Source organism: Frigoribacterium sp. CFBP 13729, assembly GCF_014841875.1.
GTDB lineage: Bacteria > Actinomycetota > Actinomycetes > Actinomycetales > Microbacteriaceae > Frigoribacterium.
Genome location: NZ_JACYUR010000007.1, coordinates 18485 through 43862, shown reverse-complemented (window position 1 = coordinate 43862; position 25378 = coordinate 18485). Strand labels below are relative to the sequence as shown.

Below are 25378 nucleotides of genomic sequence, written 5' to 3'. Positions count from 1 at the left end.
TCGGCACTTCCTGAGGGGAGGGTCGGCCTGCTAAGGGCAACGGCCGACTACTTCATCTTCGGGTCGATTCAGGCACTTTGAAACGCGGTGGTTCTGGTCGGACACTCATGAGTGTGAACAACGATCAGGACGACGGCCCCCTCTGGACGCGCGCCCAAAGCGACGACGGGTCAGCTTTTGCTGAACTGTTTGATCGACACAGGGCTCGTGTCTACCGGCGGGCTTTGACTCTGGTGAATGAGCATCACGATGCTGACGACGTCACGGCAGCGGTGTTCTACGAGCTTTGGCGGAAGCGACGCAGCGTGTCGCTCGTCGCCGACTCAGTTCTGCCGTGGCTGCTCGTCACGACAGTGAACCTTGGACGGAACAATCGCCGGGCAGCAGCGAGATATCGAGCGCTGCTGGGCCGATTGCCGCGGCACGATGAACAGGCGACCCAGAAGGATCTGGAGGACATCGAGCTGACGGACAGGCTTCGGGCCTCACTGCGAGGCCTGTCCTCAGGAGATGCAGCACTGCTCGTGTTGACGAGCCTGGAAGACGTACCTGTCTGGCAGGCCGCACAATCCGTCGGCCTAAAACCGTCTACGGCTCGAGTGCGGCTACACCGGATACGGCAACGGCTCCGCGTCGACCTGCATGACCTCAACCCCTCGACAAGTCCGGCACAGGAAGGCGTTCTCTCGTGAACATCGACATGCAACCCGACACCTCGGCCGCGATTCGAGCCGAGCTTGCCGCCATCGGAACCAAACACAGCGTCTTGCAACGACGACAGCGCCGGTCACGCATTGCCATGTCCACTGTCGCGGTCAGCACCATTGCGGCCGCCACCACCGCGGCAGCGCTCTTCGTTGCCGGGGCACCTGGATCCACCGTGACCGCCGCTATCGGCGACACCACGACGATCACGCACACCGGCCCCGCTGTGGTCGACATCGGCAGAGCGCCCTCGACCGCGGGCGCGGTGATCATCGATATCACCTGCCTATCCGAGGACGGTGCCGTGGAAGTTCCCACCGGAGACGGAAGCACCGCCAGCGCGATCCACTGCTCTCAGAGCCCGACCGGCACGATGCACCTCACCGACGGTCAGCTACCAGCCGAGGGCTCATCTGACTTCAAAGTCAACGCGTCCCCAGAGACGACTTGGCGAGCGGTGCTGCAATACGCCTCGACGGCCACGTCCAAGTGGGAGGTCAACGCTCAAGGTCAGACCTACGGCGTTGAGAACCGGAACGGGCACCCGGACCTGATCCCGTACGCCACGGACAGCGGCGAGCAAGGATGGGCGCTCTGGGACGACGCCCACGACCTGGAAATGACCGGACCCATCACCATCTACCGAACTGACGGCGTCACAGTCATCGGCGTGGCAACACCCACAATGGAGACCCTGCCTGAGGTACCAGTGGATCAAAGCCTCACCAATGAACTCGACTCAGTTGAAACCACACCGCCAGTACCGCCTGCTGAGTAGGGGAGCGGCTGTCGAAAGCACGAAGTACTAGGGGTAGAGATGACAAGAATGCCAGCGTTTCGTAGGCGGGAGCGTCTCTTTCTCACCGCAGCCGTTCTTGTGGCACATGCGCTCTCGATCTTCGTCCTGTACGCCACCGTGTCGATCTCATTCGACGGTCAATCTCCCGTGGACGCTTTTGCGGTTGGGGCCAATCCTGGTTGGGCTTTGCTTCCGCAGACCACATTTGCGGTGATTCTGGCTGTTGTGCTCTTCGGCGTGCTCGGTCTTGCACGGCGGCCAGAAAAACGAGAACCGTTTGCTGTCGTGGCTGTTCTCGCGACTATCGGAGGACTGCACTGCATCGTCATCGGGGTCGACGTCTTTCTCGGACTGAGTGGCACGACCCGGGACGTGGCACCCACCGGCGCTGTCCTGCATCTCCTCACTGAGACGATTGTCGGTGTCGTAGCCACCGCGGTGGCCGCGCTGGTTGCTTATGCATTTGTCCCGTACTGCTTGCCCGACGGTCGACGATACGAGGGGCTGAGTGATGCCCGATAGCCGATCCTCGAGCGGACCAGGATGCGGCCCAGGGCGATCGTCAGCGGTTTCTGCCGGTCGTGCGTGTGGTGTTGACGTGGTTCCATTCACGTTCGAGGACGGCGAGGACGTCGAGGGGGATGACGACGGTGACGGCCTTGCCGGACACGGTGGCGTTGATGATGCGTTCGCCGTGCTCGTGGCGGTGCGACACGACGTGGAACGTCGAGGGTTCCACGCGCACGACGGGAAGAGGGGCGGGTTCAGAGGTGGGTGCCGATCCCCAGAGGAGGAATCCGTCGTGGGTCTGTGCCACGTAGGAGGTGCCCCTCGTCGTCCATCTCGCTTGGAAAGCCACGCTCCAGCGTACGTGTCCATGGTGCGCCGGAAAGGGACTTCCTGGCGGTCTCGGCCTATTTGGCGTGTCGAACCGGTGGGCCTGCGGTTCAGTGCGCGGACGGTACCCGGTGCTGGGGGGGGTGAGGTCAAGCCCCTTGGGCTAGGCGTCTCGTGTCGTTAGGTTTTTGGACGGTTCCGACAGGTAGCAATGGTGCTGCCTGCCGGCACCGCCCCAGCCCGGGCGGAACGGTACCTTTCGTTCCCTCGTGGCGGAGCCTGTTCGGGCTTCGGACCGGTCCGACCAGTTGCCGACTTGAGGTGGGAAGCCGATGAGGCCGGGCTGAGGGCCTTCCGAAGGGGGAAGGCCCTCAGCAGCCCGACGACGCGGCCGCTGTCGGGGCGGGTGGGGTCAGGGGCAGTGCGTGGCCGAGAAGTCCGAGTCGTCGTAGGCGCCGATGTCGAGTTCGAGGTGTCTAGCAGGGACTAGGCCTGCGACGTCGGACGCTGCTCGGGTGAGCGTGACGGGAAGGCCGGGCGAGATCAGGACGGCGGTGTGTGTGCTGTCCGCGAGACGGATGTCGACGAACGCGCCGCCGGTGCGGACGGCTGTCTCGATGTTCGTCATGACTTGGGCGTCGTCGGTGTCGGGAGCGAGGGTGAAGTCCTCGCCGGCGATGGTGAGCAGTAGGCGGTTCATGGGTCCTTCTGGTGTCGGGGGCCAGATGCGCAACGCTAGGCGCCCGGCACGGCGGTAGGTGGCCCCTTGACAGGCTTCGCCCTGACCTGTTCCACGAGGCAATCACGCGGGTTGACGTCCGCACCGCTCGCGTGGACCCACAGACAGCGGAGACGAAAAGGTCACGACACCTGCTCTAGGTCAGGCCAAGGCTCGGTAGGACGTCATTCCGAGGCGCAGGGGGTGCACCAGATCACGCAGCCGTCAGATGACGAGGGCCGCTCGCGGGTGTCCCGGACTGGGGGTGCCAAACAGGATGCAGGCGCATACAGTGGCCGGATGCTCGGGGGAGCATCCCACTTGTACCCCTTCCGATCGGATAGCTTCCCGTGTCTCTTGCACCTGCGCTGCCAGCCGACACGGAGCGATCCGTCGATGAGCTCCTCACCCTCGTCGCTGAGGGCAACGAGCGGGCTTTTGCTGCTTTCTACGACGGCACCGTGTCTCGGGTCCTCGGGCTCGTGCGGCGCATCCTGGTCGATCCGGCGCAGTCCGAGGAGGTCACCCAGGAGGTGTTCTTCGCCGCCTGGCAGGAAGCGCCCCAGTTCGACCCCGCGAAGGGGACGGCGCTGGGGTGGCTGCTGATGCGGGCCCGACGTCGTGCGATCGACCGTGTCCGGTCTTCCCAGGCCAGCCGGGACCGCGACACCGCCGTCGGTATTCGCGACCATGAACCCAGCAGTGACGACGTCGCCGAGAAGGCCGAGATCTTGATCGAGCACCACCGGGTCGCCCGAGCCATGAAAGCCCTCACCGGTGTGCACCGGGAAGCGCTCGAACTGACCTACTACGGCGGGTTCACCCAGTCCGAGGCAGCAGCCCGTGCCGGCGTCCCGATCGGGACGATGAAGACCCGCATCAGGGACGCCCTCATCGCCCTCCGGAAACACGTCACCGCTGCATGATCCCCCGAGCCAGTTTGGTGTCCCTCTACGCGTTTCGTAAGGGGCAGCCTTGGCTAATTTAGTTAGGCGTCATAACCTGAATGGGCCGAGGGTGGTTCCCCGGTTGGGGCGTCAAAGGCGTGCTCCTGATCCGTATCGCTAACGATTGCCCGCACACGCCCCCGCCCATGCGGGGGCGTGTGGTCGCTCTAGGACGCCTATACCTCTGAAGCCAGGTGTATCTCATGGATGGATGGGGTCTTCCCTGTCCAGTGCGCAGCTGCACAGTAGCGATGGAATTACTCGTCAAAACCCACCCCCCAATCGTCCGATAGGGGATCGCTTGCCGGGCCGGTGGTGCCCGGTGATTCGTAGCAATGCTCATCCTCGTGGCTGTCAGGGGAGCACGATCACCTTGCCGGCTATGCGGCCTGCTTCTGCCTCGGCGTGCAGGGCGGGCAGCTCGGCCAAGGAGACACGCCTGGTCACCTCAACCGTAATGTCGCCGGCGTCGACCAGCGCGACGAGCTGCTCGAGGCGGTCGCGGTTGGGCCGCACGAACACCGTCGCCGCCCGGACGCCGCGCGACTCGTCGCCTGGGGTGGCGATGAAAGCGGTCGTGCTGACGACGACGCCGCCGTCGCGCACCGCGGCGACATCGGCCCCGAATTGCGCGGGGTCGAGCGGCGCCAGGTTGAGCAGCACATCCACCTGCCCGTCGAGGGCTCCCAGGACATCGCTCTCCGTGTGGTCGATGACCTGGTCGGCACCGGCGGCCCGGACTGCGTCCGCGCTGCGCGGGCTCGCCGTCGCGACGACGTGGGCGCCGAGGCGCTTCGCGAGCTGAATCGCGTACTTGCCGACGACGCCGCCCGCGCCGACGACGAGGAGGCGCTGCCCGGCCTGCAGACGGCCGTCGTCGACGAGGGCCTGCCACGCGGTCAGGGCCACCGACGGCAGGGCTGCGGCGTCGGCGAGCGGGATGCTCGTTGGGGCGGTGACGAGGGCGTCGGCCGGGGCGATGACGAACTCCGCCGCGCCTCCGTCGCGTCCCATCGGCAGGAAGCTGACGACCTCGTCACCGACGCTCAGGCTCTCGACGCCGTCGCCGAGCGCTTCGACCGTCCCGGAGACGTCGTAGCCCGGCACGTGGGGGAGTGCGACCGGGATGGGGAGGAAGCCGCCCCGCATGCCCGCGTCGGCGGCGTTGTAGGCGGACGCTGCCACCCGGATGAGCACCTCACCCGCCGCGGGAGTGGGCTGCTCGACCTCGACGTGCTCCAGGACCTCGGGTCCGCCGGTCTGTTCGAAACGGACTGCCTTCATGATTGTCTCCTTCGTCATGTGCTTCGACTTCGAAGCAACTGACCTAACCAAAGTAGTGCTTCGAACTAGAAGCAACAGCTAGGCTCGGATCATGACCGATTCCCCGCCTGCCCTCACGCCGGCGCAGCTCGCTGCGTACTTCGCCTTCACCGAGGTCAGCGCCCTCCTCCGGCCCTCGGTCGAGAAGCAGCTCCGAGAGGCGGGCGGGCTGAGCTACGTGCAGTTCCAGCTCCTCGCGCGCCTCGGCGACGACCCGGAGGGGCGGCAGCGGATGACGGACCTGGCCGACGGGGTGGTCCACAGCCGGAGCGGCCTTACTTACCAGGCGCAGCTGCTCGAGCAGCGCGGCCTGGTCGTCCGCTCTCCGTCGCCCGACGACGAGCGCAGCACGGTGGTCGCCCTCACGAGCGCCGGCCGCGACGTCCTCGCGGCCGTGTTCCCGGGCCACATCGAGACCGTCCACGGTCTTCTCTTCGCTCCTGTGACGGACGACGACGCCGAGCATCTCGCCCGTATCCTCGGCCGCGTAAGCGAACATCTTCGAGCGGCACCACCCCGTTCGGCGCGGAAGCGCACGTCAAGCTGAGCCCCGATCTAGAGGCGCATGCGGGCGTCCTTGCTTCCCAGCCGTCACGTCCCGATAGGGGATCGTCTAACGAGACACCAATGAGCACGTGTTCGGGCTCGGACTGTTGATGCTGTGCGCCGCGGGTCGATTTCCCGTGCTTAGAGCGGGCCAGGCCCGAACCAGAGAGCAGGCAGGGACGTAGTGAGCAATAGCGCCGCCATGCCTAGGCTCACGACTGCCAGAGATCGTCGTGCTTCGTGTCGTACCAAACTGGCGATCGAGAGGCCTAGGGACGCGCCAGAGAGGACGCCGACGGGAACCCAGGCCGCGAGGAAGATCGGGTACAAGAACAGCCAGCCTTCGTTGTCCCAGAGAGCGACCGGGGCCCACATCGTGACGTAGAGAGCGACGTAGGCGACGAGGGTCACGAATGCCACGATGCTCGACGCCACGGCAAAAGGGCTGCTGGCCGCTCTAATGGAGGAGCTGTCGTGCCGTTCGTTCGCTTGGCCAGGCCATGCCGGGGTGGTCGTCACGGTCGAAAGCTAGCAGCCCGGAAAGTGGCGTCAACCGTACGAAGGGTCGATCGGGTTGGCGTCGGCCATGTCCGCCTCTTCTCGACAACGTGCCTGCACGCGACCGTTGGTTCATTCGTAAAGTTGCGACATGGGCGTGGTTGGGGGGCGAGCTGGAAGTTCGCGAACTGCTGGCGCTGATCGCGCCCTCAGGGAGGCCTTATTGTCCGGTGCGGTGCTGGGGGGCCTGGCCTTCTTGGGGGTTGCAATGGTGAATGACGACCTGGCCGGTGAGAGTGCATCCTTTTCTCTTGTGGGCGTCGTGCTCGGTGCTCTCGTGGGTTGCTTCATCGCTGGTGTTGCCGCGTGCACGGGGCTGGTCGTCATGCGCTTAGTGAGTCCGTACAAGCGGCAGGGACGAGTCCGGGTCTGCGCTGAGTCTTTTGCCGCTGGGCTCGCCGCGTGGTTGTTGACTCGAATCCTCATCGTGCCCGAGCTGCTGTTGCCCAGCATTCTTCCTGCGGTTGCCGGATGCGTCGGTTGCGGGATGGCCGCAATCATCCTGACTCGCTCTCAGGGCAGGCGGACTCGGTGCGCCTCTCAAAAGCTCGAGGAACCCGCATGATCCGCTATGGACAGCCGACATGGACGTCCTGGCTGCACGTCAGTGTTCGGGAGATGATCCGTCAGACGACCGGCTAGCAAGCTGGCGGTGTCTCTCCTCGCGCCAACCGACGCAAGGTCAAGCCGGCCGTGACGCCGGCGCCTAATGCGGCCATCAGACCGATGACCACTCCGGAAAAGACTGCCTCGGTGAGGATGCCGACAGCCATGCCTGCTGAGATCCCGACAATTGCCGCTGCGGCCGCTGCGGCCGCTGCGGCTAGCGCGTGGCTTCTCGACCTTCCCCAACGGGGACGCTGTCGCCACAGCGACGCACTGATGAGTCCGGCGACAGCCCCGAGGAGGGCGAAGGCCACGGCAGCAGGAACTGCATAGACAAGGGAAATCAAGATCCATTCGGCGATTCCGCCGCCGTCCAGTCCGCTAACGGCGCCCCATACGACCACCCAGAGGATGGGCAATATCAGCGCGCTTCCGGCGCCGACCAGGGCTCCCGTAGAGACCAAGACACGTCCGTCCGACCGGTGTGCACGCCTCGGACGCTCCAAAGCAACGCTCATGACGACTCCTCTTGCCCAGCAGGTTAGGCCCTGCCTACGGCACGACGATCCCCAGAATCAGGTGCTTCAGCGCGTGCTGCCGGCCCCAGAGGTGTGTGCAGCATCAGAAACGAGCCCCCTCTGCGGGTGACCCGTGCCCGATCGGGCGCTCGCTGACCGCTACGCCCGGTCAGGAGGGCAAATCTTCGGCGCTCGTGCAAGCTCGTCCAGTTGGTGGGAGATATCCGACAGCATCAGCGAGGTCTCCCATGACGCTCGCTCCTGTCAGTTTCGTTGTGTTGAAGATGACCTCCACCGCGGGGGAGCGGCCATAGGTGGTCAAGATGGCGCTCTCGGGGTCGTCTTTCGGTGAATCGACAATCCAATCGACCCCCTGAATCGTGTAGCAAGGCAGATCCGTGGGACCTGGTTCTGTGGCACCGCAGCGAAGCAGGACGGACGTAGGTTCCCCCCAGGCGCCCGTGGCTTGGGCATCTGTCTCGCGTCGCGTTTCGGTCTCACCGATGGACTCGGGGAGATGCACGGTGACCTGCGCGCACTCCACTGTGTTGGCATCGGCGGCAGGGGTCATGGGGACTGCTGCTGCGCACCCTGCCAGCGACACTCCGGCGACAACCGCCGATGCCACAGCTGCGAGCGGTCTTGCTCGGTTCTGCAACATCACTCAGGCGTCGCTGCCGCTGTCTTGACAAGTGCTCTCAGGATGGACGGATCGACCGGCCCGAGTACGCGAGCACTGACCCGCCCCTCGGGGTCGAGAACAAACGTCGCGGGGGTCGCATTGGGGGCCGTCTTGCCGGCGAACGCGAGCTGGACGCTGCCGGTGTTCACGTCAATGGCGGTCGGGTAGGTGACGTCAAATTCTCGGGTGAATGCGTCGGCGGTGTCAGGCTGGTCCCTGACGTTGACGCCGAGGAATGTGGCGTCATCGACCACTTCCTCACTGACTGCTTGAAGGTCTGTTGCTTCCATCCGGCACGGGACACACGTGGCGTACCAGAAGTTGATGACGGCGACTTTGCCCTGGTAGTCAGCCGCCATGATCTTGGTGCCGTCACTTAGTTCCGAGTCAAACTCGACCGGTTCGTCCCGGTCCTCGGGTGCGAATTCGGTCACGAGCTGTTCGGCCGAGATGTAGCCCTTGCCGTCGCCCCACTGCTGCTCGAGTCCTTCAGACGAGGTGCATCCCGTCATGGCTGCACTGGTGACGAGCAGGAGGGCCGGGAGGTCTAAGAGCCGACGTGTTCGCACGCATGAGAATAACTCGCGCAACCTGCACGCAGGCATCGTCTTGCGGGGGAGGCGCTCGTGAGGCAGCAGGTCATGAAGGGCGCGCCTGGGGCGGGTTAAACGCGACAAAGCCCCTAGAAACTAGGGGCTTTGTACGCTTCATGCAGCATCGGTCGTCCCGCAAAAAACTCACCGATACTCACCAACTGGGGCTAGATCAACTGTAGGCCTTGGCCCCCGAAATGCGTACCGCTCTACGGGCATGTACGGGTCCCGGCAGGCCTCTACGGGCCCCCGCGTTCCTCGTCCCAGCCCGTCCCTATTGCATTTCCGGCGCCGACGCTGGGAGCAACCGCTCCTAGAACTTTTTTTGACCTCATCGGCGTGTCGGAATTGGGATGACACGCCGCGACACGCCGTGGCCCCTAAGTGGGGACGACCAGACGGTGATGTCGGAGGTGGGGACGAACATGTGCAGAACCGCCTTGTTCGGGGGAGAACCGCCGCGTATCTGTGCAGAACATGAGGGCCGGCCTGTGGATAACTCTGGGGTGGAACTACAGGCCTGTAACACCGCATCTAGTTGCAGGCGTCGGTGCGGGCCACAAGATGTAGGCTCGTCAGGCCGGAGTAATTCATCCGGCACGTTTCATGCCCGAGGTCGGGTCGTCCCGCAAAGACAGCTCGCCCGACCTCACCACAGCAACACCAACTCGAAAGCAGGGCCCCGTTTTGAACCTCAGCTCCTCCGCCGCCCAGCCGAAGGGGTCACGCCAGCACACGGCGACCCCGGCTGCAACCCTGAAGGACCTGAGCGCATTCCTGCGCCAGGTCCGACTGCTTCTGGCAACCGTTGTCCCGATGCTCGCTTACGCGATCACGACCCTCTGGGAGCACTTCGGGCACTAGCTCGACCCGTCCACGTTGGCCGTCTCCTCTCCGAGGAGGCGGCCAGTCGTGTCGGTGGTTGCTCGTACGGTCTGCCGGCATGGGCGTTCGGGGATCAGGTGAGACAGCAGCCAGCATCCTGCGCCGGCCGATCCCGACGCACCCGTTCGCGGTGCCGCCGGCACCGGGACAGTTCGGTGTCTGGCAAGTCCGCCGGGTCCGCTCTGCGCCCTTTGGCTACGTCCTCTCGCGCGCCGAGCTGGGGGGCATCGTCTACCACTGCTACGCCCATGGCCGAGACGATGCCGGTGGCCGGCCCTGGCTGCGCCGAGAGGGCAGCCTGAACAGCGCTGTCGCGTGGATGATGCAGCACGAGGTCGAGCTGTCAGCTCTCACGGGCCGGCTGCACCCCGAGCCGGACGAATGGCCGTCGTGACCGCGGGTAGCGCCCGGTCATGAGCTGGTTCGTCAGGCACCGCCCCAAGGGCGACACGAGCGCCGACGCCGTGGCCGTCGAGGTGAACGCCCCGACGCCGGCCGACGCGATCGACCAGGTGCGCGCCACGCTGCCCGAGGATCGCATCGTGACCTCGGTCGCTCCCTACTGAGCCCGAGAGAGCCGTCAGCGGCCGCGCGTAGCCCCGTTCCGGTCAGCTTCCCCCCGAGCTGGCCGAGAGCTGCCGGGCGGTCCCTAACCCGCCAGGCAGCAGCAGCCCCCGCATTCCGGCTCCCCCCAGCCGGGCGGGGGCTTCTTCGTGCCCGCCACTTGCGCTCGAGTCAGGGATACCGCTTCCGGGTGATCCAGACGCCGACAATGCCGGCAACGAGGATCAGACCGCCAACCACGGCGCATGCAGTTCCCCCGGCTCCGCTGTAGATAAGCGAGAACATCCCGGCGGCAACTGCCGCGATCGACACCCACCTGAGTAGTTGCTTAGGCACGGGCACCCTCTCTGTTCAGTGAGACAACTTGCCCCCCCCTGTGGCCAGTCTCGCGGCCTGGTGCGGTCTAGCCCAAGTAGGAGCCGCTGCGCGGCGCTCAGTGCCCTTCGGGCACGTCTTTTTGCCGTGAAGCCTTCGGCGGCTCGGTCGCTGCGCTCCCTCGTAGCCACCTCCGGGTCTCCGTTCAAGTGGCTACGCCACCGGCTCCTCCGAGATTTCGGCACGCGGTCGCGGGGCTCCCTGATTTCGCGCCGAAATTCTCTCCCCTGCCGCCCTCCGGGTTGCACTGCGCCCTCCGGTCGCTAAGGCGGAAAACCGCCTTCACGGCAAAAAAACGAGAGGGAGAGGAAGCAAATGCAGAAGCAGCAGATCACCACCGTGACCACGTTCGTTCCGGTGGTCGGGGAGGGCGAGTTGCAGCGCCAGCTCCGCAAGTTGGGCGAGCGCGATTCGGACCTTTCGACGTTCGCGCGGAACAGGTGGGAACTCGCCCACACGGCGATCATCACCGGCCCCGAGGTCATGACGTTCGTCGACACCCTCACCCGCACCGACAGTGAGTGACACGGGACGGGAGGGACCTATTCGAACTAGGTCCCTCCCGCTCCACCCATCATCACCGATCGACCCAGGAGCAGGAACCATGACCACCACCGCTACCAAGACCCGCCGCCCCGCTAAGACCGCCGCGCCCCGCAAGAGCATGGAGGAGAAGAAGGCCCAGGCCGCCGCCCTCCACGAGTCGATCGCGACTCAGGTCGAGGCGCTCCGCGATTCGGACCGCTGGACCGCATTTCTCGACTTCGCGGCCGCGTTCCACTCGTACAGCCTCAACAACGTGTTGTTGATCCTCAACCAGCGCCCCGACGCCGAGCGCGTCGCGGGGTTCCGCAAGTGGCAGGGCCTCGGCCGCCAGGTCCGGAAGGGCGAGAAGGCCGTGCGGATCTTTGGCTACAGCACCAAGAAGGTGACCGAGGAGGACGAGAACGGTGACGAGGTGGAGAAGCGCATCGCTAGGTTCCCCATCCTCTCGGTGTTCGACATCGCCCAAACCGACGTGATCGAGGGGGAGACGGACCGAACGATCGCCCGGCAGCTCACGGGTGCCGATGACCACGGGATCGTGGACGCCCTCAGCGCCTACCTCGACGGCGAAGGCTGGACCGTGGAGCGCCAGGACCTCACCGGCGGCCGCAACGGCTACAGCGACCCCGAAGGCCAGCGCGTCGTGATCGGGAACCACCTCAGCCCTGAGCACGCAGCAAAAACGATGATCCACGAGACGGCGCACGTGCTCATGGGTCACGTCGACGACCTGGCGGAGTACGCCGAGCACCGCGGCCTCATGGAAACAGAGGCCGAGAGCGTCGCTTACGTCGTCGCCGGGCTTGTCGGGTTCGATACCAGCGCCTACAGCGTCGGCTATGTCGCCGGGTGGGTCGACGCCGACGTCGAGTTGATCCGCTCGACCGCCGCCCGAGTGCTCGCCACCGCGCACCAGATCGCCGCGATTCTCGACCCCGAGGACGAGGACGAGGACACCGACGAGGCCGACGCCGCCTGACACCGGTAGGGGTCGCGGCTTCCGCCGCGGCCCCTCACCCCGGCGGCCCAGCCGCCACCAGAGCCCCTAGACCCCGCAGGAGAACCGCCGTGCTCATCACCTACAGCCGCCCCCAGGACCTCGACCCGCAGCAGCTCGACCCCGCAGCACCAGCCGCGGACCTTGACCCCGCCGGGTACGAGTGCGAGGCCGAGACGGTCGACGTGCTCGGCACCCCGTGGAGCTGCACCCGCCGCCGAGCTCACACCGACGACGAGCACCGCGCCGTGTTCGGCCAGCTCGGAGACGGACCCGCCGACGCCGTCGCGATCGCATGGGCGTACGAGCACGGAGGGGCCGGTTACGGCCCGGCCTCTCCCGAGGCCGTGCACACCATCACCGTGACCGTGACATTCCCCGAGTCGGCCTCGATCGGCGTCGCCGCCGACCACATCGCAGCCGACGTGCTGTCGAGCTTCTGGGAGTGCGACCACGACCACGTGCGCGTGGCCGTCACCAGCTCGACCCGCCTGGCCTGACCCAGCGGTGCCCGGCTGCCCGCCGGCGGCCGGGCGAGGGGCCAGCCCCTCGCGCACCCCGAACTAGAGCAGAGGGAACAAGAGCACGCCAGCTCCGATCGCTACACCGAAAATCACGACCGACCCGACCGCGAGAGCCTTAGCGTCGCGGACCTTCTTCGGATCGGGAGTCTCACCGGCCGTCCGTGCCTTGTGAGCCCTCACGATCACCACGATTGACCAGACAAAGAAAGAGAGGGCGACGAGGGCAACGGTGCCTATCATCAGCTCAGCGTGGCAGGTCGCGGCCACGGCTGCCCGCGAGTGGCCGGCCCCTCGCGCACCCCAACGGAGCAAGCTCCGCTAGAGGAGCCGGCGTAGACGCCGGCACTGCTGGGCCCCGTTCCGGGGCCGTTTCTTTGGTCGTGGAGCCCGGGGCAGCGTACGGACGATCGGGCTCCGCGCAACCGGCTTTCGCGGCATATCCTCCCTCGCTTCGCTCAGTCCGGTATTCCACGACCAGTTGCACTGCACTCGCTCGTCCTACCGGCGATTCCATCGCCTCCACGGCCAAAAAACGTGGGGAAGAGAGGGAAGAAGTCATGACCCAAACCATCGACACCAGCGCCCGAGGTCGTGCAGTTTCTCGACGTGTTCGACGACCAGATGCTCGCCGGAGATGTCGGCCCACGGTTCACCTGTGGCGAGGTCGAGGCCCTAGCCGGGATGCTCCGAGCAGCCGGGGCCGAGGGTGCGGCCGCTGCTTGGATCGAGGGGCACTCGTGGGGAGACGACGATATCGACGACCTCCACCGCCGACCGGAAGTCGAAGCGAAGTAACACTATCCCCCCTTGTACTAACAGCACTAGGGGGGATATACTTTTGGTACGGAAGTCAACCGAGGGGGTTGGAAGCGTGATTACCGTCTACAGCAAGCCGGACTGCCAGCAGTGCCGCATGACCTACCTGGCGCTCGACGCCAAGGGGCTCGACTATCAGGTGGTCGACGTCACCGAGAGCGCCAATGCCCTCGAATTCGTCAAGGAGCTGGGCTACCTCGCAGCGCCCGTGATCGTCGTCTCCGAGCATGACCACTGGACAGGTTTCCGGCCCGACAACATCGCCCGAGTCGCCGCCGGGGGAGCGACTGAGAGCGAAGCGGTCGAGGCCTAGCCGTGGACCTGGATGGATGGGCCGAGGAGGAGGCGCCTCCTCCCACCGACGCTGACGCGCCGCCCCAGTACGACGACCCTGCCAACGAGGTCGAGCCGTGGGAGCTGACCCGAGCCGAGAAACGCATCTACGAGGCCGGGTTCACGACGGCGTACCTGATGCGGACCAACGAGATCGAACGCCTCGCCCAGGCAGTCGACCGCCTCAACAACGAAGCCGATCGGCTCTACCGGATCGCCTTCGACCACCGCCACTGCTCGTGCTGGAAGGGCCGCCACCACCACCCGACCGCCAGCCCCGTGTGAAACCCCCTTAACCCCAGACCGCTACCCACCCCAAGCAACCAGCGAAGAGGAGACACCATGACTGACGGCACCCCCGAAGTGCGCCCCGTGACTGTGACACTCGACCTCACCAATGACGACGTCCACGCCGTCCTCGTGGGCTCACTGCGGGAAGCGGCGCGAGCGGCTACCGCGCGTGCCGACCAGGAGGGTGAGAGCTACGCTCCCGACGCAGAGTGGGCCGAGGAGCAGGAACGCCTCGCCCAGATCGCCCATGACTTCGTGCGGGACATCGAGAAGCAGCGCGACCAGCAGCTGGCCGCAGCCAGCACGGACCGCCCGTGACCGCACCACGCCAGCTGGCCGCCACCGCCAGGCATGACGGCCGTTGGTGGCTAGTCAGTGTCCCCGAGCTCGACGTCGTGGGCCAGGCGCGCGCTGTCCGCGACATCGCCCCAGCCGCGGCCGAGGTCGCCGCCCTGCACTTGAACGTCCCCCGGGAGGACGTCGACGTGCACGTGACCGTGCACGTCTCCGAGGAAGCGGAGCGTCTCTGGGAGGAGGCGCGACAGCTCGAGGACGAGGCGCGCGCCGTGCAGCAGCGTGCCGCCCAGCTGCGCCGAGAAGCCGTGCGCCTCTCCCGAACGGACGGCTACAAACTCGACGCCGTCGCGGCCGCCTTCGGCGTCACACCAGGGCGCATCCAACAGCTCGCAGCCGACCCGGCCGCCCCGTAGCCGGCGACCAGGCTCGAGCAGGCGCCCCGGCCGCGGCTGGAACATCGCCTGAATGGGTCGTAGTTGGTAGAATCAATGACAGAACAGGGGAGTCCTCATGGTCACCAAGATCGTTCACAGCACCACCCGACACCTCGACGTCGACCAGGAAATGGCGATGATCGAAAAGGGCCAGCAGCTCGCCGGCCACTTCCCCGACGCCGACGCACTCGGCCGCGCCCGCCGCGTCCTCGAGGGCACCCTCAGCGAGGCCGATGCCTACGCCGAGCTCGACGCCAAGTACGGACCGACGGCTCACTAACCGTGAGTCCTTCGCCGACCCCGGCGCCCGTTCTGTGAGCGAGGACGACAAGTACACCTACGCCGGCAGCGGGGGAGTACTCATCAACTCCCGCAACATCAGGGACCAGGCGGGCCTGGACGAGGCCATGAACGGCTACGCCTCAGTGGCAATGGCAGCCCTCCGCGCCGAACCGATTCCCGACCGCCTCGACGCCGACTACCTCCAGGCCATCCACGAGCGCATGTTCCACCGCCTCGTCCCCGGAATCGCCGGACGCATCCGCGACGTCGACGTCCAAGCCACCGGAACCGGAATCCCGTACTGCCGCCCCGACTACATCGAGGCCAACCTCTCCACCCTGTTCCACAAGCTCGAGCGCGAGGACTATCTCACCGGCCTCGACGCGGACACCTTCACCGAGCGCCTCGCAGACCGCTGGGGCGAACTCTCCGCCATCCACCCCTACCGCGACGGCAACACCCGCTCCCAGAGCGCCTACATCACGGCCCTTGCCGAACGAGCAGCCCACCCCATCGACTGGCAAAGCATCGACGTCGACACCCTCCGCATCCACCGGCTGCAAGCCGTGGCCGGAAATGACCGGCCCCTCGCGGCCTACCTCCGCAACCACCTCGTCGACACCGACCGTGCAGCATCTGCGGTCCAGGTCCAGCCGCAGGCTCTCTCCGCCGACCGCAACCACGCAGCCTCGCGTGCTGCTCGAACCGACGGGGATAAGCCCCGCGCTGCCGACGCCGGCCCCAAGAAGCTTCGTGCCCCCGACGCGGATCTCGGGCGTGCTCAAGCATCTAGCACGAGCGAGGAACGGGATCGGCGGGCAGAGAGGCGCCGAGCCGAGTCTCGCCAGCGTAGCCGCTCACGTGACAACCGCGGCCTCGAGAGGTAAGAGCGGTGGACGAGGTGGGCTGCTAGCTCTTGATAGCTTCCGCTAGCTCATCGGCCACAGCAACCAGCGCTTCCCAGTCGTAAGCGTCAGCTTCACGAGGGCGCAAGAAATTCACCCGGATACGCAACGGCTCTTCCGTGCCAACGAACAAGGCATTTCCGGACGCCTTCGCCAATTCGCCCTGCACGTCGAGGAGGGCGCCGGGTCCTTCTAGGTCGTGAGCTGCAAGCTGCTTCCGGGCGGTAGAGAGGGACCCCAAAATGGTCTTTCGCGTTGACGCGTCGAGGTTGCTTGTTCCCCATTCGCGCGCCAGGGTGTGCAGGCCGGCCAGGAACTGCGCTGCCTCGGCATAGACGACGTCGTCCCGAGCGGCGACCTTCGTGAACCGGTTGGCTTCGATCTCCACCAGGCCATAGGTGTGCAGCTGCGCGATCGCCTCCCGAACCGGGGTTCGCGATACGCCGAGCCACTTCACGAGCTCGTCATCGTTCAGACGCTCACCAGGCTCGAGGGCCCCATCGACGATGGCCGCAAGCATCTTCTCGAATACGACGTCGCGAAGAAGCCGACGCGGGGCGGCGTCCGGGGAAGAGGTGGGAATTGGCATGTTTTGATCTTGCCACATTGCGCGTCTGGTATACCGGGGCGGATTCTCCTGGTTGTTCCGCGCGAATACTGTCACCTGGCGACGCCGTGCTCGTCATCAAGCAACAGAAGCCCCCTGGCATTTGGGTTGCTAGGGGGCTTCTGCGAGCGTCAGATCAGCCGCGCGGCGGGAATTTGTCCTCCCCATAGGAGTTCTTGCCCCCGATGGTGCCGTCGAGCTTCTTGACTACGTGCTCAACACCGTCGGCGCGGGCACGGTCCCTGCCGGCAGCCACGGCCTCCGCCTTGGTGTCGAATACGCCCGATGCCCGAGAGTTGCCCTCGATCTTGTTCTTCCAGCTGTCGCCCTCGTGATAGGTGTCGACATCGCCCTTAGCCATGATGTTGCCTTCCTGCTCGGGACCCAAACAAGAACGTTCGGGTCTGAAACGAACCATTCCATGCACGTCCGACATCCACAATGCAGTCCGCCCGATGCTGGATGACAGTTCCGTGAACAGGTCTTAAGTGCCAGGTGAGACTTCTGAGCTGTTCCCCCAGGGAGGCCACTTAGGGCGCGTCCCATCGCGACCCGGTAGGACGTAGTCTGACATAATAGATATTATCAGCCAGGTCGGCGAGGCAGTGCCTTGCTCGTAAAAATGCCGAAAGACCCGACAATTGCCGGGCCTTTCGAAGCGTGCAAACTACATCAGAACAAGTTCACGGACGTCCTTGCGGTCTGCGTCCACGGTCTGGATCTTGCGGCCTTCTTCAATCTCGTCTTCGACGAACTTGGCGATTGAAATGGCTCGACGAACTGCCTCCGTGTACGAGAGGCCACGTTCGTCTGCGATTTCCTTAAGCGCCGCAGCGGTCTCGGCGTTCATGTTCACGCTCAATCTGACCAGCTTCTGACCGGCACTCTTCGTGCTTTCTGTCCCGGTAGCGGTTCGGCTTGCCATGGGGTGCTCCTTACTCATAAGGCACGATTTCACCTCGCGGACCATGGTCCGACGAGTGCTCCGCCACTCCTTGGTGGTGGAAAGCCGCATGAAGATTCAGTGGCGGCTGCGGGCTTCTATGGGGGTCCTTCCCCCAGATGCCGGCGGTGGTGCCTTGCTCTTGTTGTGTTTCCAGTAAATCACTGAACGGGCACGATTGCCACACGATCAGGTAACGATCGTACACATAGCGTGTGGGCTGTCGGTGGTCGTTGCTACCATGTGAGGTGTGATGTCGATCGCGAAGTGACCCTGCTACCCCTCCGGAAGGAGATCCCATGAACCAGCCCGCCGAACCGCCCCATTCCGATCTCGACGACCTCGAGCCCGTCCTCGCGCCCGTCCTTGACTACATGGACGAGCACAACGTCGCGGACTTGCGTCTCCAGGCCAAGACCGTGCCTCGGAGTGATGAGAAGAGGCCCCGCCGATCGAGCGAGGAAGAGTTCTGCTCTTCTGCGGAGCCTGATGGGGTCGGGCTGACAGGGATCTACGCGATCTGCCCCGAGGGGGGTGAGACGCGCCTGATGGGACCAACGGCCGTTCCGCAAGCCCTGCTGTTGCCTCTCGTCCGTCGACTTGACGCCCTTCGGATCACCGAGCTCGTGATCGAAGCGACGTCGACGCTGCCGGATCAAGCCGGCACCGTCGAGGCCGCTTCAGCACCAGCACCCACCCTCGTCCTGGAGCGAACGCAGCTTGCCGACATTGACGAGACCAAGGTGGTCCTGCCTGCCGCGACAGGTCTGAACGGCCACTTCATCGTCCTCAGCGTCGAGGAGTCGGCATCGTGACCGCGTCCACGCCGCCTGAAGACACGCGATCCGAACCCGTCGAGCCCGACGAGGGGATCTTCGAGGATGACGTCCCCAAGGACAACCCGATTGCCAAGTCGCGCAAGGTCGACCTATCGGTCCACCTCGCCAACACCCGACGAAACATGGCCTACGGCATCGTCGGAGTCACCCTGTTGCTCTACTGCGTGGCAACAGCAGTTGCCATCGCTGGTGGACTCGAACTGGCCACGTTCGTGCAGATCGTGGCCACCCTTTCTCCGCTGCAAGCCCTTGCAGCGGCCACCGTTGGCTTCTTCTTCGGGAGCCACCGCGAAGGCAACTGAGGCCCCGCGCCCCGCTCGCCTTCACTTTCCCATCCACGCCTAACCACCTGGAGGACACCATGGACCAGGCAAAGCACATCCCATCCCTCGCACACCTCCGCGACTTCGCACGCGCCCGAAACAGCGGCCGCGCGACACACGTAGCCGCCGACCGCCAGCAAGTCACCGCTCCCAGCGACAACAAATTCTTCGCCTTCGCCTACGAGAAGTTCCTGACGGCCGTCATCGAGTACGTGAACAACGGCTGCCGCGGCGGCGCACTCGAACGCGCCGTCGAGAACTCCTCGAGCAAGATGCACGACAGCTACGCAGCCGCCGCACAAGGCCTTACCCAGCTCCTCGCCGAGGTACAGCCCATTTCTGCCCGACGCCGGCAGCGGAACATCGTCGCAGTCGACGACGACGGAGAAGAACTCGTCAGCCTCCGCGTGCACCTCATCTTCGAACTCGCCAACGGCGACGAGATCGCTGCGCTCTTCTACTTCTCAGAGCGACGCCTCACGCCCATTGAGATGACGCTCGTGGAGACGGCGACCGCCCTCGCTGTCGGCCAAGCCGATCCCACTCTGATTCCGGCGATCCTCCTCGCCCGCACCGGGCAGCTCGTCGTCGTCGACTCCCTCGAGGCCACCAGCTCTGATCGAGTCGCGTTCCTCCAAGACGAGGCTGCTGCGTACAAGGACGAGTGGGTCCTGAGCGCCTAGAGAAAGACTTGCCACAGGCATGAGCCAATCAACCGAATGGATCTCTCTTGCCCTCGCGGCAGTGGGCCTCGGCATCACCACAATTCGGCAGGTCCGCCAGGCGAGTAGCCGCCGACGGGCAAACGAGGCCGAACAGGCGGGCCGCCTCCTTGACCTACTGAAAAGCATCGATCTCGGAGGAGAGACGCCCGGACCTGACATCGAGCAAGTCAGAGCTAAACACGACGAGCAACTCGACCGCCTTCACCAGGTGATCCGGCTAGGAGCAGCCGACTTCTCGAATCGTGCTCTTCGTGCCGGGCTTTCCTGGATCACAATCCTGCTGCTTGCCTTCTACGCCATCTTCTTCACCTGGGCGGCCATCCCCCTTCTTGCTTCAGCTCCGTGGCCAGCAACGTCGCAGACTGTCGCCGACATCATCGCCGCGGCCCTCTTCCTGGCCGCCGGTATTGGCTCCGGAGCCGCAGCCGCCGTCAGCACCTATCGACGATGGAGACTCGGCGTCATCCGCAAAGCGGCCGGCATCGTTGTCCCAGGTGCCTTCGAAGAATTCCGGTCCACCCTCGTCCTCGCGTGGTCAATCAATCGCAAGTACTGGAACCGCCGCCGCGCCCGCCGCCGCCCCTCCCCCGGCAAAGACCGTTGATGGCGTCGCGCTCTGACGAGACCCGGTTTTGGTCATACGTCGTCAAGGGACCTGAGGCCAGGGACTGCTGGCTCTGGACGGGAGCCATTTCCGACGACGGCTACGGGCGTTTCTGGACCAGGACGGAAAACGGTCAGCGAGTCGTCCGGCCGCAACGCTTCGCCTACGAGCTCGTGACCGAGCGAGTGCTCACCCCGGACGTCATGTTCTTGCACTCATGCGACGTCCCCACCTGCGTTCACGCCGAATTCGACCCGCATGTCTCACACGTGAGGGAAGGGTCCGCGCGCGACAACATGCTCGACCGGACACAGAGAAACCGGCACGCCAACCAATGGTCCTCGTGGCGACACCAAGGTTCGGCGAGAGGAGTCAGAGGCAATCGTTCTCGAGCCCTACGGACTATCCTCCTTGAGCACGGCTGGGACCCGGCGCGCATGAGCGCCGCCCTCGGCGGGGTGGAAGAAACACACCCCCGCCTGTTCTGACCTAGGCCAAAAACCTAACGCCCATCACGCAGCATCCTGCTCGCCCGCGCCATCCTCACCCGTAGTCTCATCGCCGCTCGCTTCGTGGCCGCGAGAGGCAGGAGAAGAATCCGGTGCCGACGTGGCCTTGGTGACCCGTCTGACGTCTCGCACTTGGACCCCGAGCCGCGCGGCGACCTCACTGACGCTCGCCCCAGCACCGACCATACGGACGATGACACGGTCTGCCTCATCGCGTGACTTCTGGCTTTGCTTTTCGGCCCGCTCCCGCAACTTCGCGAGCTCGCGTTCCACCTCCTCGTTTGTCTCGTCAATCGAGTCCATGGCAACGAAGTAGTCGGTGGCCAACTGCTCGAGTGTGTCCTGCAGCTCGCGGAACTGCGCTGCCTTCTCACGAGCCCGTCGACGTGCATCGGTCTGTTTAGCGGACTTCCGCAGTTCAGCCATGTCTTACCTCCTGAGTAGATCGGTCCGACCAGTATGACCACTCCCCCGGGCCCTTTCGTGCCGCCAGCGCCGGGTGGCGGACTCGCTCCGCGAGACTCTTCGAATCGAAGGCTGGCTCGGCTGTTGGTTATCGACCGCGCGCGCTTCCGTTCCTCGTTCCTCGTCACTCCCGCTTGCTTCTTCGGTCTCAAACCACAGCCGCACTCGCTGCGCTCCTGGCCAACCCTCCCTCCCTACAGGCCGCATCGATCATCGCTCGTTCCTCACTCGATCTCCTCAGCCCTCCGGTCATCAGATCGTCACACCTCTGGCATCTTTATCAACCAGGTAGAGTCACGCTCGTGATGACCCTGCACAAGCTCAGCGCAGGAGACGGCTACGCCTACTACACGAGCGAGACGGCCACAGGCGACGTCAAGCGCGAGCAGGGCCGCGAGCTGGGCGACTACTACACCGCGGACGGTAACCCTCCCGGTGTCTGGTTCGGCTCCGGGCTCGCCGCACTCGGCGTCTCGGGCACCGTTACCGAGGACCAGATGAAGGCCCTGTTTGGTGAGGGTCTGCACCCGAACGCAGAGCAGATCATCACCGACGCTCAGGCCGCCGGCAAGAGCGTCGAGGAGGCCACTGACGCCGCGAAGCTCGGCAGCTCCTACTACGCCTACGGCACCGGAGGCACCGACCTGTCGGCGGCGATCGACGAGGGCTACGCACGCTTCCAGCGCACCGAGCACCGCGAGCCCGATGTCAACGAGCGCCGCGCGATCCGCGCACGCGAAGGCGCGCAGGCGTTCCGCCAGGCCAAGGGCCGGCAGCCCGCAGACAAGGAGGAGCTGGGCCGCTACGTCACCGCAGCGACCCGACCCACCCGTCAGGCCGTCGCTGGTTTCGACCTGGTGTTCTCCCCGTCCAAGAGCGTGTCAACGCTCTGGGCCCTTGGGGACGACGACACCCGGAAGGCGATCGAGCAGGCCCAGGATGCCGCGATCGCGGACACCGTGGGCTACCTCGAACGAGAGGCGATCGCCACGCGTTCCGGGAAGAACGGCGTCGCCCAGATCGATGTCGAAGGCGGCATCGTCGCGACGAAGTTCCGCCACTACGACTCCCGGAACGGCGACCCCCAGATTCACGATCACCTGGTCGTTGCCAACAAGGTGAAGGGGTCGGATGGGAAGTGGCGCACCATCGACTCCAAGCTCCTCCACCGCCAGGGCGTCGCCGCTTCGGAGTTCTACAACGCCCGCGTGATGGAGCGCGTGTCCGACACTCTCGGCGTTGCGACGGAGCTGCGCGAGGTCACCGCCGGCAAGCGTCCCGTGGTCGAGATTGCCGGCGTCGACGACCGTCTGACCCAGGGGTTCTCTACCCGCTCGGCTGACATTCGCAAGACCCTCGCCGCCCTCGAAAAGGACTACCGCCGCGACCACGGCCGCCAGCCCAACCAGGCCGCCCGGATCAAGCTCGCCCAGCAGGCCACGCTCGACACCCGCCCGGCGAAGGAGCACGCCCGCTCCCTCTCGGCGCTCCGCGACGTGTGGCAGGTGCGAGCCGTCGAGGTCGTCGGCCGGCACGGGGTCGCGGACATGTTCACTGCTGTTCGCGAGGCCGCACAGCGCGCCACGGACGCAAGCTCGGACGCCGACGAGCCCAAGCCCCTCGAAGTCGAGGCCGCCTCTCAGCAGGTCGTCGACACCGTGTCCGAGCACCATGCGACGTGGGGCCCGCACATGATCGAGGCCGAGGCTCGCCGGTACGTTCAAGCCGCCCGCATCGCGGGCGTCGACGTCCCGGAGGGTGCCGTCGAGACGATCACCCGGCACGCCCTCGACACCGACTCGGTGTCCGTCACCCCGCCGGCCACGCACGGCGCATTCCAGCCCCTCACCCGCAAGGACGGGGAGAGCATCTACGTCCACAAGGGCCGAGCGATCTACACGTCCGCCGGCATCCTCGCCGCCGAGGACCGCCTGATCGACGCCGCCCGGACGCGCACCGTCGCACCCGTCAGCCTGGCCGAATTCGACCGCACCGCGGCCGAGCACACCGGCACACTCGACGACGGACAGAGGAACCTCGCCCGCGAGTTCACCACGTCCGACCGCCTCGTCCTCGTCGGCACCGGCCCCGCAGGTGCCGGCAAGACGACCGCCCTCGCCCTCGCCGCCCGCGCCACCGAGCAGGCCGGGTCGCGGATGATCGGACTCGCCCCTTCGGCGGCCGCGGCCGACGTGTTTAAGGAGGCCGTGGGTGTCGAAGCAAACACCATCCACGGCTTCTTGAAGGCCTACGAGCTGCACGGGAATGCCACCCCTGAGAGCGAGCACCCCGACGCGATGAAGCTCCGTCCCGGCGACGTGGTCGTGGTCGACGAGGCCGGCATGGCTGGCACTCGCAACCTCGCCAAGGTCGTCGACGTCGCCGAGGCGCACGGCGCGCACGTGCGCCTCATCGGAGACTCCCGGCAGCTCGACGCCGTGGAGTCGGGTGGCGCGCTGCGCCTGTTGGAGCGCGAGGTCGGCTCCGTGCAGCTCGACACCATCCACCGGTTCCGCAATGCGGACGGCACCGTGAACCGCGCCGAGGCGGACGCCTCCGAGAAGCTTCGCGACCCGGCCACGACCGGCGACCCGTTCACCTGGTACAGGGACCAGGGCCGCGCCGTCGGCGGCGACGTCGACCGCATGACCGGCGAAGTGTTCGCCGCCTGGCAGGCCGACACGAACGCCGGCAAGCGATCCGTGATGCTCGCGCAGCAGAACGCCACCGTGTCCGACCTCAACGCCCGCGCCCAGGCGTTCCGTATCAGTGAGGGTGCCGTCACCGGACGCGAAGCGGCCGACCTCCGAGACGGGCTCCGCGCCCACCGCGGCGACACCATCGTCACCCGCCAGAACGACTCACGGCTCCGCACCGACCGCGGCCGCGACCGGGTGAAGAACAACGACCTCTGGACCGTCGACAAGGTGAACCGCGACGGCTCACTCTCTGTCACCCACGACGGCCACGGCGGCCGCATCACCCTGCCGGCTGACTACGTGCGCGACCACGTGGAGCTGGGCTACGCCTCCACCGTCCACCGCGCACAGGGCCTCACCGCCGACACCTCCCACGTCCTCGCGGACTCGTCGACGTCGCGGTCCCTGGCGTACGTGGCCATGACCCGCGGCAAGGAGTCGAACCGGCTCTACGTCGAGGTCGACGACGCCCAGCCGGTGTCCGACGTTCTCGGACAGATCGCCAACAACTCGGAGGGCATGATGAGCGCCAACGAGACGATCCGCGCCGAGCAGGCCCGCGTCGACGACCTGGTGACCCTGGTCGACGAGTACCGCGACGTCACCGAGCGCGCCGACGAAGTGCGGTTCGAGAAGATCACCCGAACCGCAGTCGGTCCCGAGGCCGCGCAGCAGCTCCGCGACGACGAAGGCTGGGGCGCGTTGCAGGCCTCCCTCCGCGGTGCCGAGCGTGCCGGCTACGACCCCGCCGACGCGCTCTACCAGGCGTGGGAGAAAGACACGCTCGAGAACGCCCGCAACAAGCCGGCCGTGCTTGCCTCCCGCATCCAGGACGACGTGCGCGCGTACTCGTCGGAGTTCGGCACCGCCGAGCGCAACGACCGAGTGCCGGCGTGGATCGTCGACCGCGGCGCGCTCGACTCCCACCACACCGACCCCACGTGGCGCGAGCACCTGGCCGAGCGCTACGACTACCTCGCCGTCCGGTTGGAGGAGCGCGGCGCGACGATCGCGGCCGAGCAGCCCGAATGGGCCCAGCAGCTCGGAGACGTCCCGGCGGACGGCGAGCGTCGCGCCGAGTGGAACAAGCTCGCGGCCGAGGTCGACGCGTTCCGCGGTCGCTATGCGATCGAGGAGGCCACGCCCGACGCGATCCCGAACCAGTACCGGGAACGCGCGATCGGTGCCGAGCTGCAAGAGCGTGTGACTGCCATGCACAAGTCGGCGGCGCTCATCAAGGAGCCGCCGGCCGACCAAGCGGTCCGCGCCCGCGCGGCCGAGCAGGCCGCCGCGGTCGCCCAGCAGGCCCGAGAGGCAGCGCAGCGTTCCGCACTGCCCGAGACGGCGCACCCGCCCACGCAGCCCGCCCGGAAGCCGCAGCCCGCCCGGAAGCCGCAGACGGTCGCTGAGGCCCTACAGGTCCGCAACAAAGCGCAGGCCGACCGTGTCGCCGCGCAGCTCCGTCGTGCTGGCCGCGCGCCCGAGGCGCAGGACCCCAGCCGCAGCGGGGCCCACCATGCGTCCGAGCCGGGGCGACAGAGCCGCGAGCGGGGCTTCGGGGATGACGCACTCGACCGATAACT

32 protein-coding genes are annotated in these 25378 nt (G+C 66.1%); 22 read left to right on the top strand and 10 right to left on the bottom strand.

Annotated elements, in window-relative coordinates; all coding sequences use genetic code 11:
- The first annotated feature begins 113 nt into the window (after nt 1-113).
- From IFT77_RS15350 to IFT77_RS15340, 3 genes are read left to right on the top strand one after another with little or no spacing between them, the layout of a single operon-like run.
- A complete protein-coding gene (locus IFT77_RS15350) occupies nt 114-692 on the top strand; it encodes a sigma-70 family RNA polymerase sigma factor (protein ID WP_197980919.1) in 579 nt (192 codons plus the stop codon).
- The gene (locus IFT77_RS15345) at nt 689-1483 is read left to right on the top strand and encodes a hypothetical protein (protein WP_192170508.1); all 795 of its coding nucleotides are present in this window, start codon (nt 689-691) and stop codon (nt 1481-1483) included. The genes IFT77_RS15350 and IFT77_RS15345 overlap by 4 nt, the downstream gene beginning before the upstream one ends.
- A gap of 39 nt (nt 1484-1522) precedes the next feature.
- A complete protein-coding gene (locus IFT77_RS15340) occupies nt 1523-2026 on the top strand; it encodes a hypothetical protein (protein WP_192170507.1) in 504 nt (167 codons plus the stop codon).
- Nucleotides 2027-2066: 40 nt separating this feature from the next.
- Here the strand turns inward: IFT77_RS15340 and IFT77_RS15335 are convergent, their stop codons facing one another.
- Both IFT77_RS15335 and IFT77_RS15330 read right to left on the bottom strand, forming a co-directional pair.
- Nucleotides 2067-2243 carry a hypothetical protein gene (locus IFT77_RS15335; protein ID WP_192170506.1) on the bottom strand — a complete coding sequence of 59 codons (177 nt, stop codon included), beginning with the start codon at nt 2241-2243 and terminating at the stop codon, nt 2067-2069.
- A 510-nt stretch (nt 2244-2753) separates the two neighbouring features.
- The gene (locus IFT77_RS15330) at nt 2754-3041 is read right to left on the bottom strand and encodes a hypothetical protein (RefSeq protein WP_192170505.1); all 288 of its coding nucleotides are present in this window, start codon (nt 3039-3041) and stop codon (nt 2754-2756) included.
- 368 nt (nt 3042-3409) lie between these two features.
- Here IFT77_RS15330 and sigK point away from each other — a divergent pair, with 368 nt between their 5' ends.
- Nucleotides 3410-3985 (top strand): ECF RNA polymerase sigma factor SigK, encoded by a 576-nt coding sequence (sigK, locus tag IFT77_RS15325; protein ID WP_371741083.1) that lies wholly within the window; start codon nt 3410-3412, stop codon nt 3983-3985.
- A gap of 375 nt (nt 3986-4360) precedes the next feature.
- On the opposite strand, the gene IFT77_RS15320 is transcribed toward sigK, so the two are convergent.
- Nucleotides 4361-5290, bottom strand: coding sequence for an NADP-dependent oxidoreductase (locus tag IFT77_RS15320; RefSeq protein WP_192170504.1), 930 nt, complete (start codon nt 5288-5290; stop codon nt 4361-4363).
- 91 nt (nt 5291-5381) lie between these two features.
- Between IFT77_RS15320 and IFT77_RS15315 the strand changes: the two genes are divergently transcribed.
- The gene (locus IFT77_RS15315; protein WP_192170503.1) at nt 5382-5876 is read left to right on the top strand and encodes a MarR family winged helix-turn-helix transcriptional regulator; all 495 of its coding nucleotides are present in this window, start codon (nt 5382-5384) and stop codon (nt 5874-5876) included.
- A 1850-nt stretch (nt 5877-7726) separates the two neighbouring features.
- Here IFT77_RS15315 and IFT77_RS15310 read toward each other — a convergent pair.
- Nucleotides 7727-8218: a DUF3515 family protein gene (locus tag IFT77_RS15310; protein ID WP_192170537.1), complete on the bottom strand. Its 492-nt coding sequence runs from the start codon at nt 8216-8218 to the stop codon at nt 7727-7729.
- Nucleotides 8218-8751: a TlpA disulfide reductase family protein gene (locus IFT77_RS15305; RefSeq protein ID WP_244638873.1), complete on the bottom strand. Its 534-nt coding sequence runs from the start codon at nt 8749-8751 to the stop codon at nt 8218-8220. The genes IFT77_RS15310 and IFT77_RS15305 overlap by 1 nt, the downstream gene beginning before the upstream one ends.
- A 1024-nt stretch (nt 8752-9775) precedes the next feature.
- On the opposite strand from IFT77_RS15305, the gene IFT77_RS15300 reads away from it, so the two are divergent.
- From IFT77_RS15300 to IFT77_RS15280, 5 genes are all read left to right on the top strand, one after another.
- The gene (locus IFT77_RS15300; protein WP_192170502.1) at nt 9776-10111 is read left to right on the top strand and encodes a hypothetical protein; all 336 of its coding nucleotides are present in this window, start codon (nt 9776-9778) and stop codon (nt 10109-10111) included.
- A 19-nt stretch (nt 10112-10130) separates the two neighbouring features.
- Nucleotides 10131-10283: a hypothetical protein gene (locus tag IFT77_RS15295; protein WP_192121894.1), complete on the top strand. Its 153-nt coding sequence runs from the start codon at nt 10131-10133 to the stop codon at nt 10281-10283.
- Between the two features lie 688 nt (nt 10284-10971).
- A complete protein-coding gene (locus IFT77_RS15290) occupies nt 10972-11181 on the top strand; it encodes a hypothetical protein (RefSeq protein WP_192170501.1) in 210 nt (69 codons plus the stop codon).
- Between the two features lie 79 nt (nt 11182-11260).
- Nucleotides 11261-12181, top strand: a complete 921-nt coding sequence (locus IFT77_RS15285; protein WP_192170500.1) for an ArdC-like ssDNA-binding domain-containing protein — start codon at nt 11261-11263, stop codon at nt 12179-12181.
- A gap of 89 nt (nt 12182-12270) precedes the next feature.
- Nucleotides 12271-12699, top strand: a complete 429-nt coding sequence (locus IFT77_RS15280; protein WP_192170499.1) for a hypothetical protein — start codon at nt 12271-12273, stop codon at nt 12697-12699.
- A 63-nt stretch (nt 12700-12762) separates the two neighbouring features.
- On the opposite strand, the gene IFT77_RS15275 is transcribed toward IFT77_RS15280, so the two are convergent.
- Complete coding sequence (locus tag IFT77_RS15275) at nt 12763-12963, bottom strand: hypothetical protein (protein ID WP_192170498.1); 201 nt, start codon at nt 12961-12963, stop codon at nt 12763-12765.
- Nucleotides 12964-13329: 366 nt separating this feature from the next.
- Between IFT77_RS15275 and IFT77_RS15270 the strand changes: the two genes are divergently transcribed.
- The 7 genes from IFT77_RS15270 (at nt 13330) to IFT77_RS15240 (ending at nt 16063) form a co-directional block, all read left to right on the top strand.
- Entirely contained in the window at nt 13330-13518 is a 189-nt protein-coding gene (locus tag IFT77_RS15270; protein WP_192170541.1) for a hypothetical protein, read from the top strand.
- Nucleotides 13519-13594: 76 nt separating this feature from the next.
- Nucleotides 13595-13852: a glutaredoxin-like protein NrdH gene (nrdH, locus tag IFT77_RS15265; protein WP_192043189.1), complete on the top strand. Its 258-nt coding sequence runs from the start codon at nt 13595-13597 to the stop codon at nt 13850-13852.
- Nucleotides 13853-13854: 2 nt separating this feature from the next.
- The gene (locus IFT77_RS15260; RefSeq protein ID WP_192170497.1) at nt 13855-14157 is read left to right on the top strand and encodes a hypothetical protein; all 303 of its coding nucleotides are present in this window, start codon (nt 13855-13857) and stop codon (nt 14155-14157) included.
- 57 nt (nt 14158-14214) lie between these two features.
- Nucleotides 14215-14481: a hypothetical protein gene (locus tag IFT77_RS15255; RefSeq protein ID WP_192170496.1), complete on the top strand. Its 267-nt coding sequence runs from the start codon at nt 14215-14217 to the stop codon at nt 14479-14481.
- Entirely contained in the window at nt 14478-14873 is a 396-nt protein-coding gene (locus tag IFT77_RS15250; protein ID WP_192170495.1) for an XRE family transcriptional regulator, read from the top strand. Before IFT77_RS15255 ends, IFT77_RS15250 begins: the two co-directional genes overlap by 4 nt.
- 97 nt (nt 14874-14970) lie before the next feature.
- Nucleotides 14971-15174: a hypothetical protein gene (locus tag IFT77_RS15245; protein ID WP_192170494.1), complete on the top strand. Its 204-nt coding sequence runs from the start codon at nt 14971-14973 to the stop codon at nt 15172-15174.
- A 34-nt stretch (nt 15175-15208) separates the two neighbouring features.
- On the top strand, nt 15209-16063 hold the full coding sequence (locus tag IFT77_RS15240; RefSeq protein WP_192170493.1) for a Fic family protein: 855 nt from the start codon (nt 15209-15211) through the stop codon (nt 16061-16063).
- 22 nt (nt 16064-16085) lie between these two features.
- Here IFT77_RS15240 and IFT77_RS15235 read toward each other — a convergent pair whose 3' ends face one another.
- The 3 genes from IFT77_RS15235 to IFT77_RS15225 all read right to left on the bottom strand — a co-directional run bounded on the left by IFT77_RS15235 (nt 16086) and on the right by IFT77_RS15225 (nt 17613).
- Complete coding sequence (locus IFT77_RS15235; protein WP_192170492.1) at nt 16086-16670, bottom strand: GntR family transcriptional regulator; 585 nt, start codon at nt 16668-16670, stop codon at nt 16086-16088.
- 154 nt (nt 16671-16824) lie between these two features.
- Nucleotides 16825-17076 carry a DUF2188 domain-containing protein gene (locus IFT77_RS15230; RefSeq protein WP_244638872.1) on the bottom strand — a complete coding sequence of 84 codons (252 nt, stop codon included), beginning with the start codon at nt 17074-17076 and terminating at the stop codon, nt 16825-16827.
- Nucleotides 17077-17355: 279 nt separating this feature from the next.
- On the bottom strand, nt 17356-17613 hold the full coding sequence (locus tag IFT77_RS15225; protein WP_192170491.1) for a ribbon-helix-helix protein, CopG family: 258 nt from the start codon (nt 17611-17613) through the stop codon (nt 17356-17358).
- A gap of 317 nt (nt 17614-17930) precedes the next feature.
- Between IFT77_RS15225 and IFT77_RS15220 the strand changes: the two genes are divergently transcribed.
- Genes IFT77_RS15220 through IFT77_RS15205 form a run of 4 tightly spaced genes read left to right on the top strand, consistent with a single transcriptional unit; the run spans nt 17931 to nt 20122 of the window.
- A complete protein-coding gene (locus tag IFT77_RS15220; RefSeq protein WP_192170490.1) occupies nt 17931-18446 on the top strand; it encodes a hypothetical protein in 516 nt (171 codons plus the stop codon).
- Complete coding sequence (locus tag IFT77_RS15215) at nt 18443-18772, top strand: hypothetical protein (RefSeq protein ID WP_192170489.1); 330 nt, start codon at nt 18443-18445, stop codon at nt 18770-18772. The genes IFT77_RS15220 and IFT77_RS15215 overlap by 4 nt, the downstream gene beginning before the upstream one ends.
- A gap of 59 nt (nt 18773-18831) precedes the next feature.
- Nucleotides 18832-19476, top strand: a complete 645-nt coding sequence (locus IFT77_RS15210; RefSeq protein WP_192170488.1) for a hypothetical protein — start codon at nt 18832-18834, stop codon at nt 19474-19476.
- Nucleotides 19477-19495: 19 nt separating this feature from the next.
- A complete protein-coding gene (locus IFT77_RS15205) occupies nt 19496-20122 on the top strand; it encodes a hypothetical protein (RefSeq protein WP_192170487.1) in 627 nt (208 codons plus the stop codon).
- Between the two features lie 512 nt (nt 20123-20634).
- Here the strand turns inward: IFT77_RS15205 and IFT77_RS15200 are convergent.
- Nucleotides 20635-21057, bottom strand: coding sequence for a hypothetical protein (locus IFT77_RS15200; RefSeq protein ID WP_192170486.1), 423 nt, complete (start codon nt 21055-21057; stop codon nt 20635-20637).
- Nucleotides 21058-21401: 344 nt separating this feature from the next.
- On the opposite strand from IFT77_RS15200, the gene mobF reads away from it, so the two are divergent.
- Nucleotides 21402-25376 carry a MobF family relaxase gene (gene mobF / locus IFT77_RS15195; RefSeq protein WP_192170534.1) on the top strand — a complete coding sequence of 1325 codons (3975 nt, stop codon included), beginning with the start codon at nt 21402-21404 and terminating at the stop codon, nt 25374-25376.
- Nucleotides 25377-25378 lie beyond the last annotated feature (2 nt).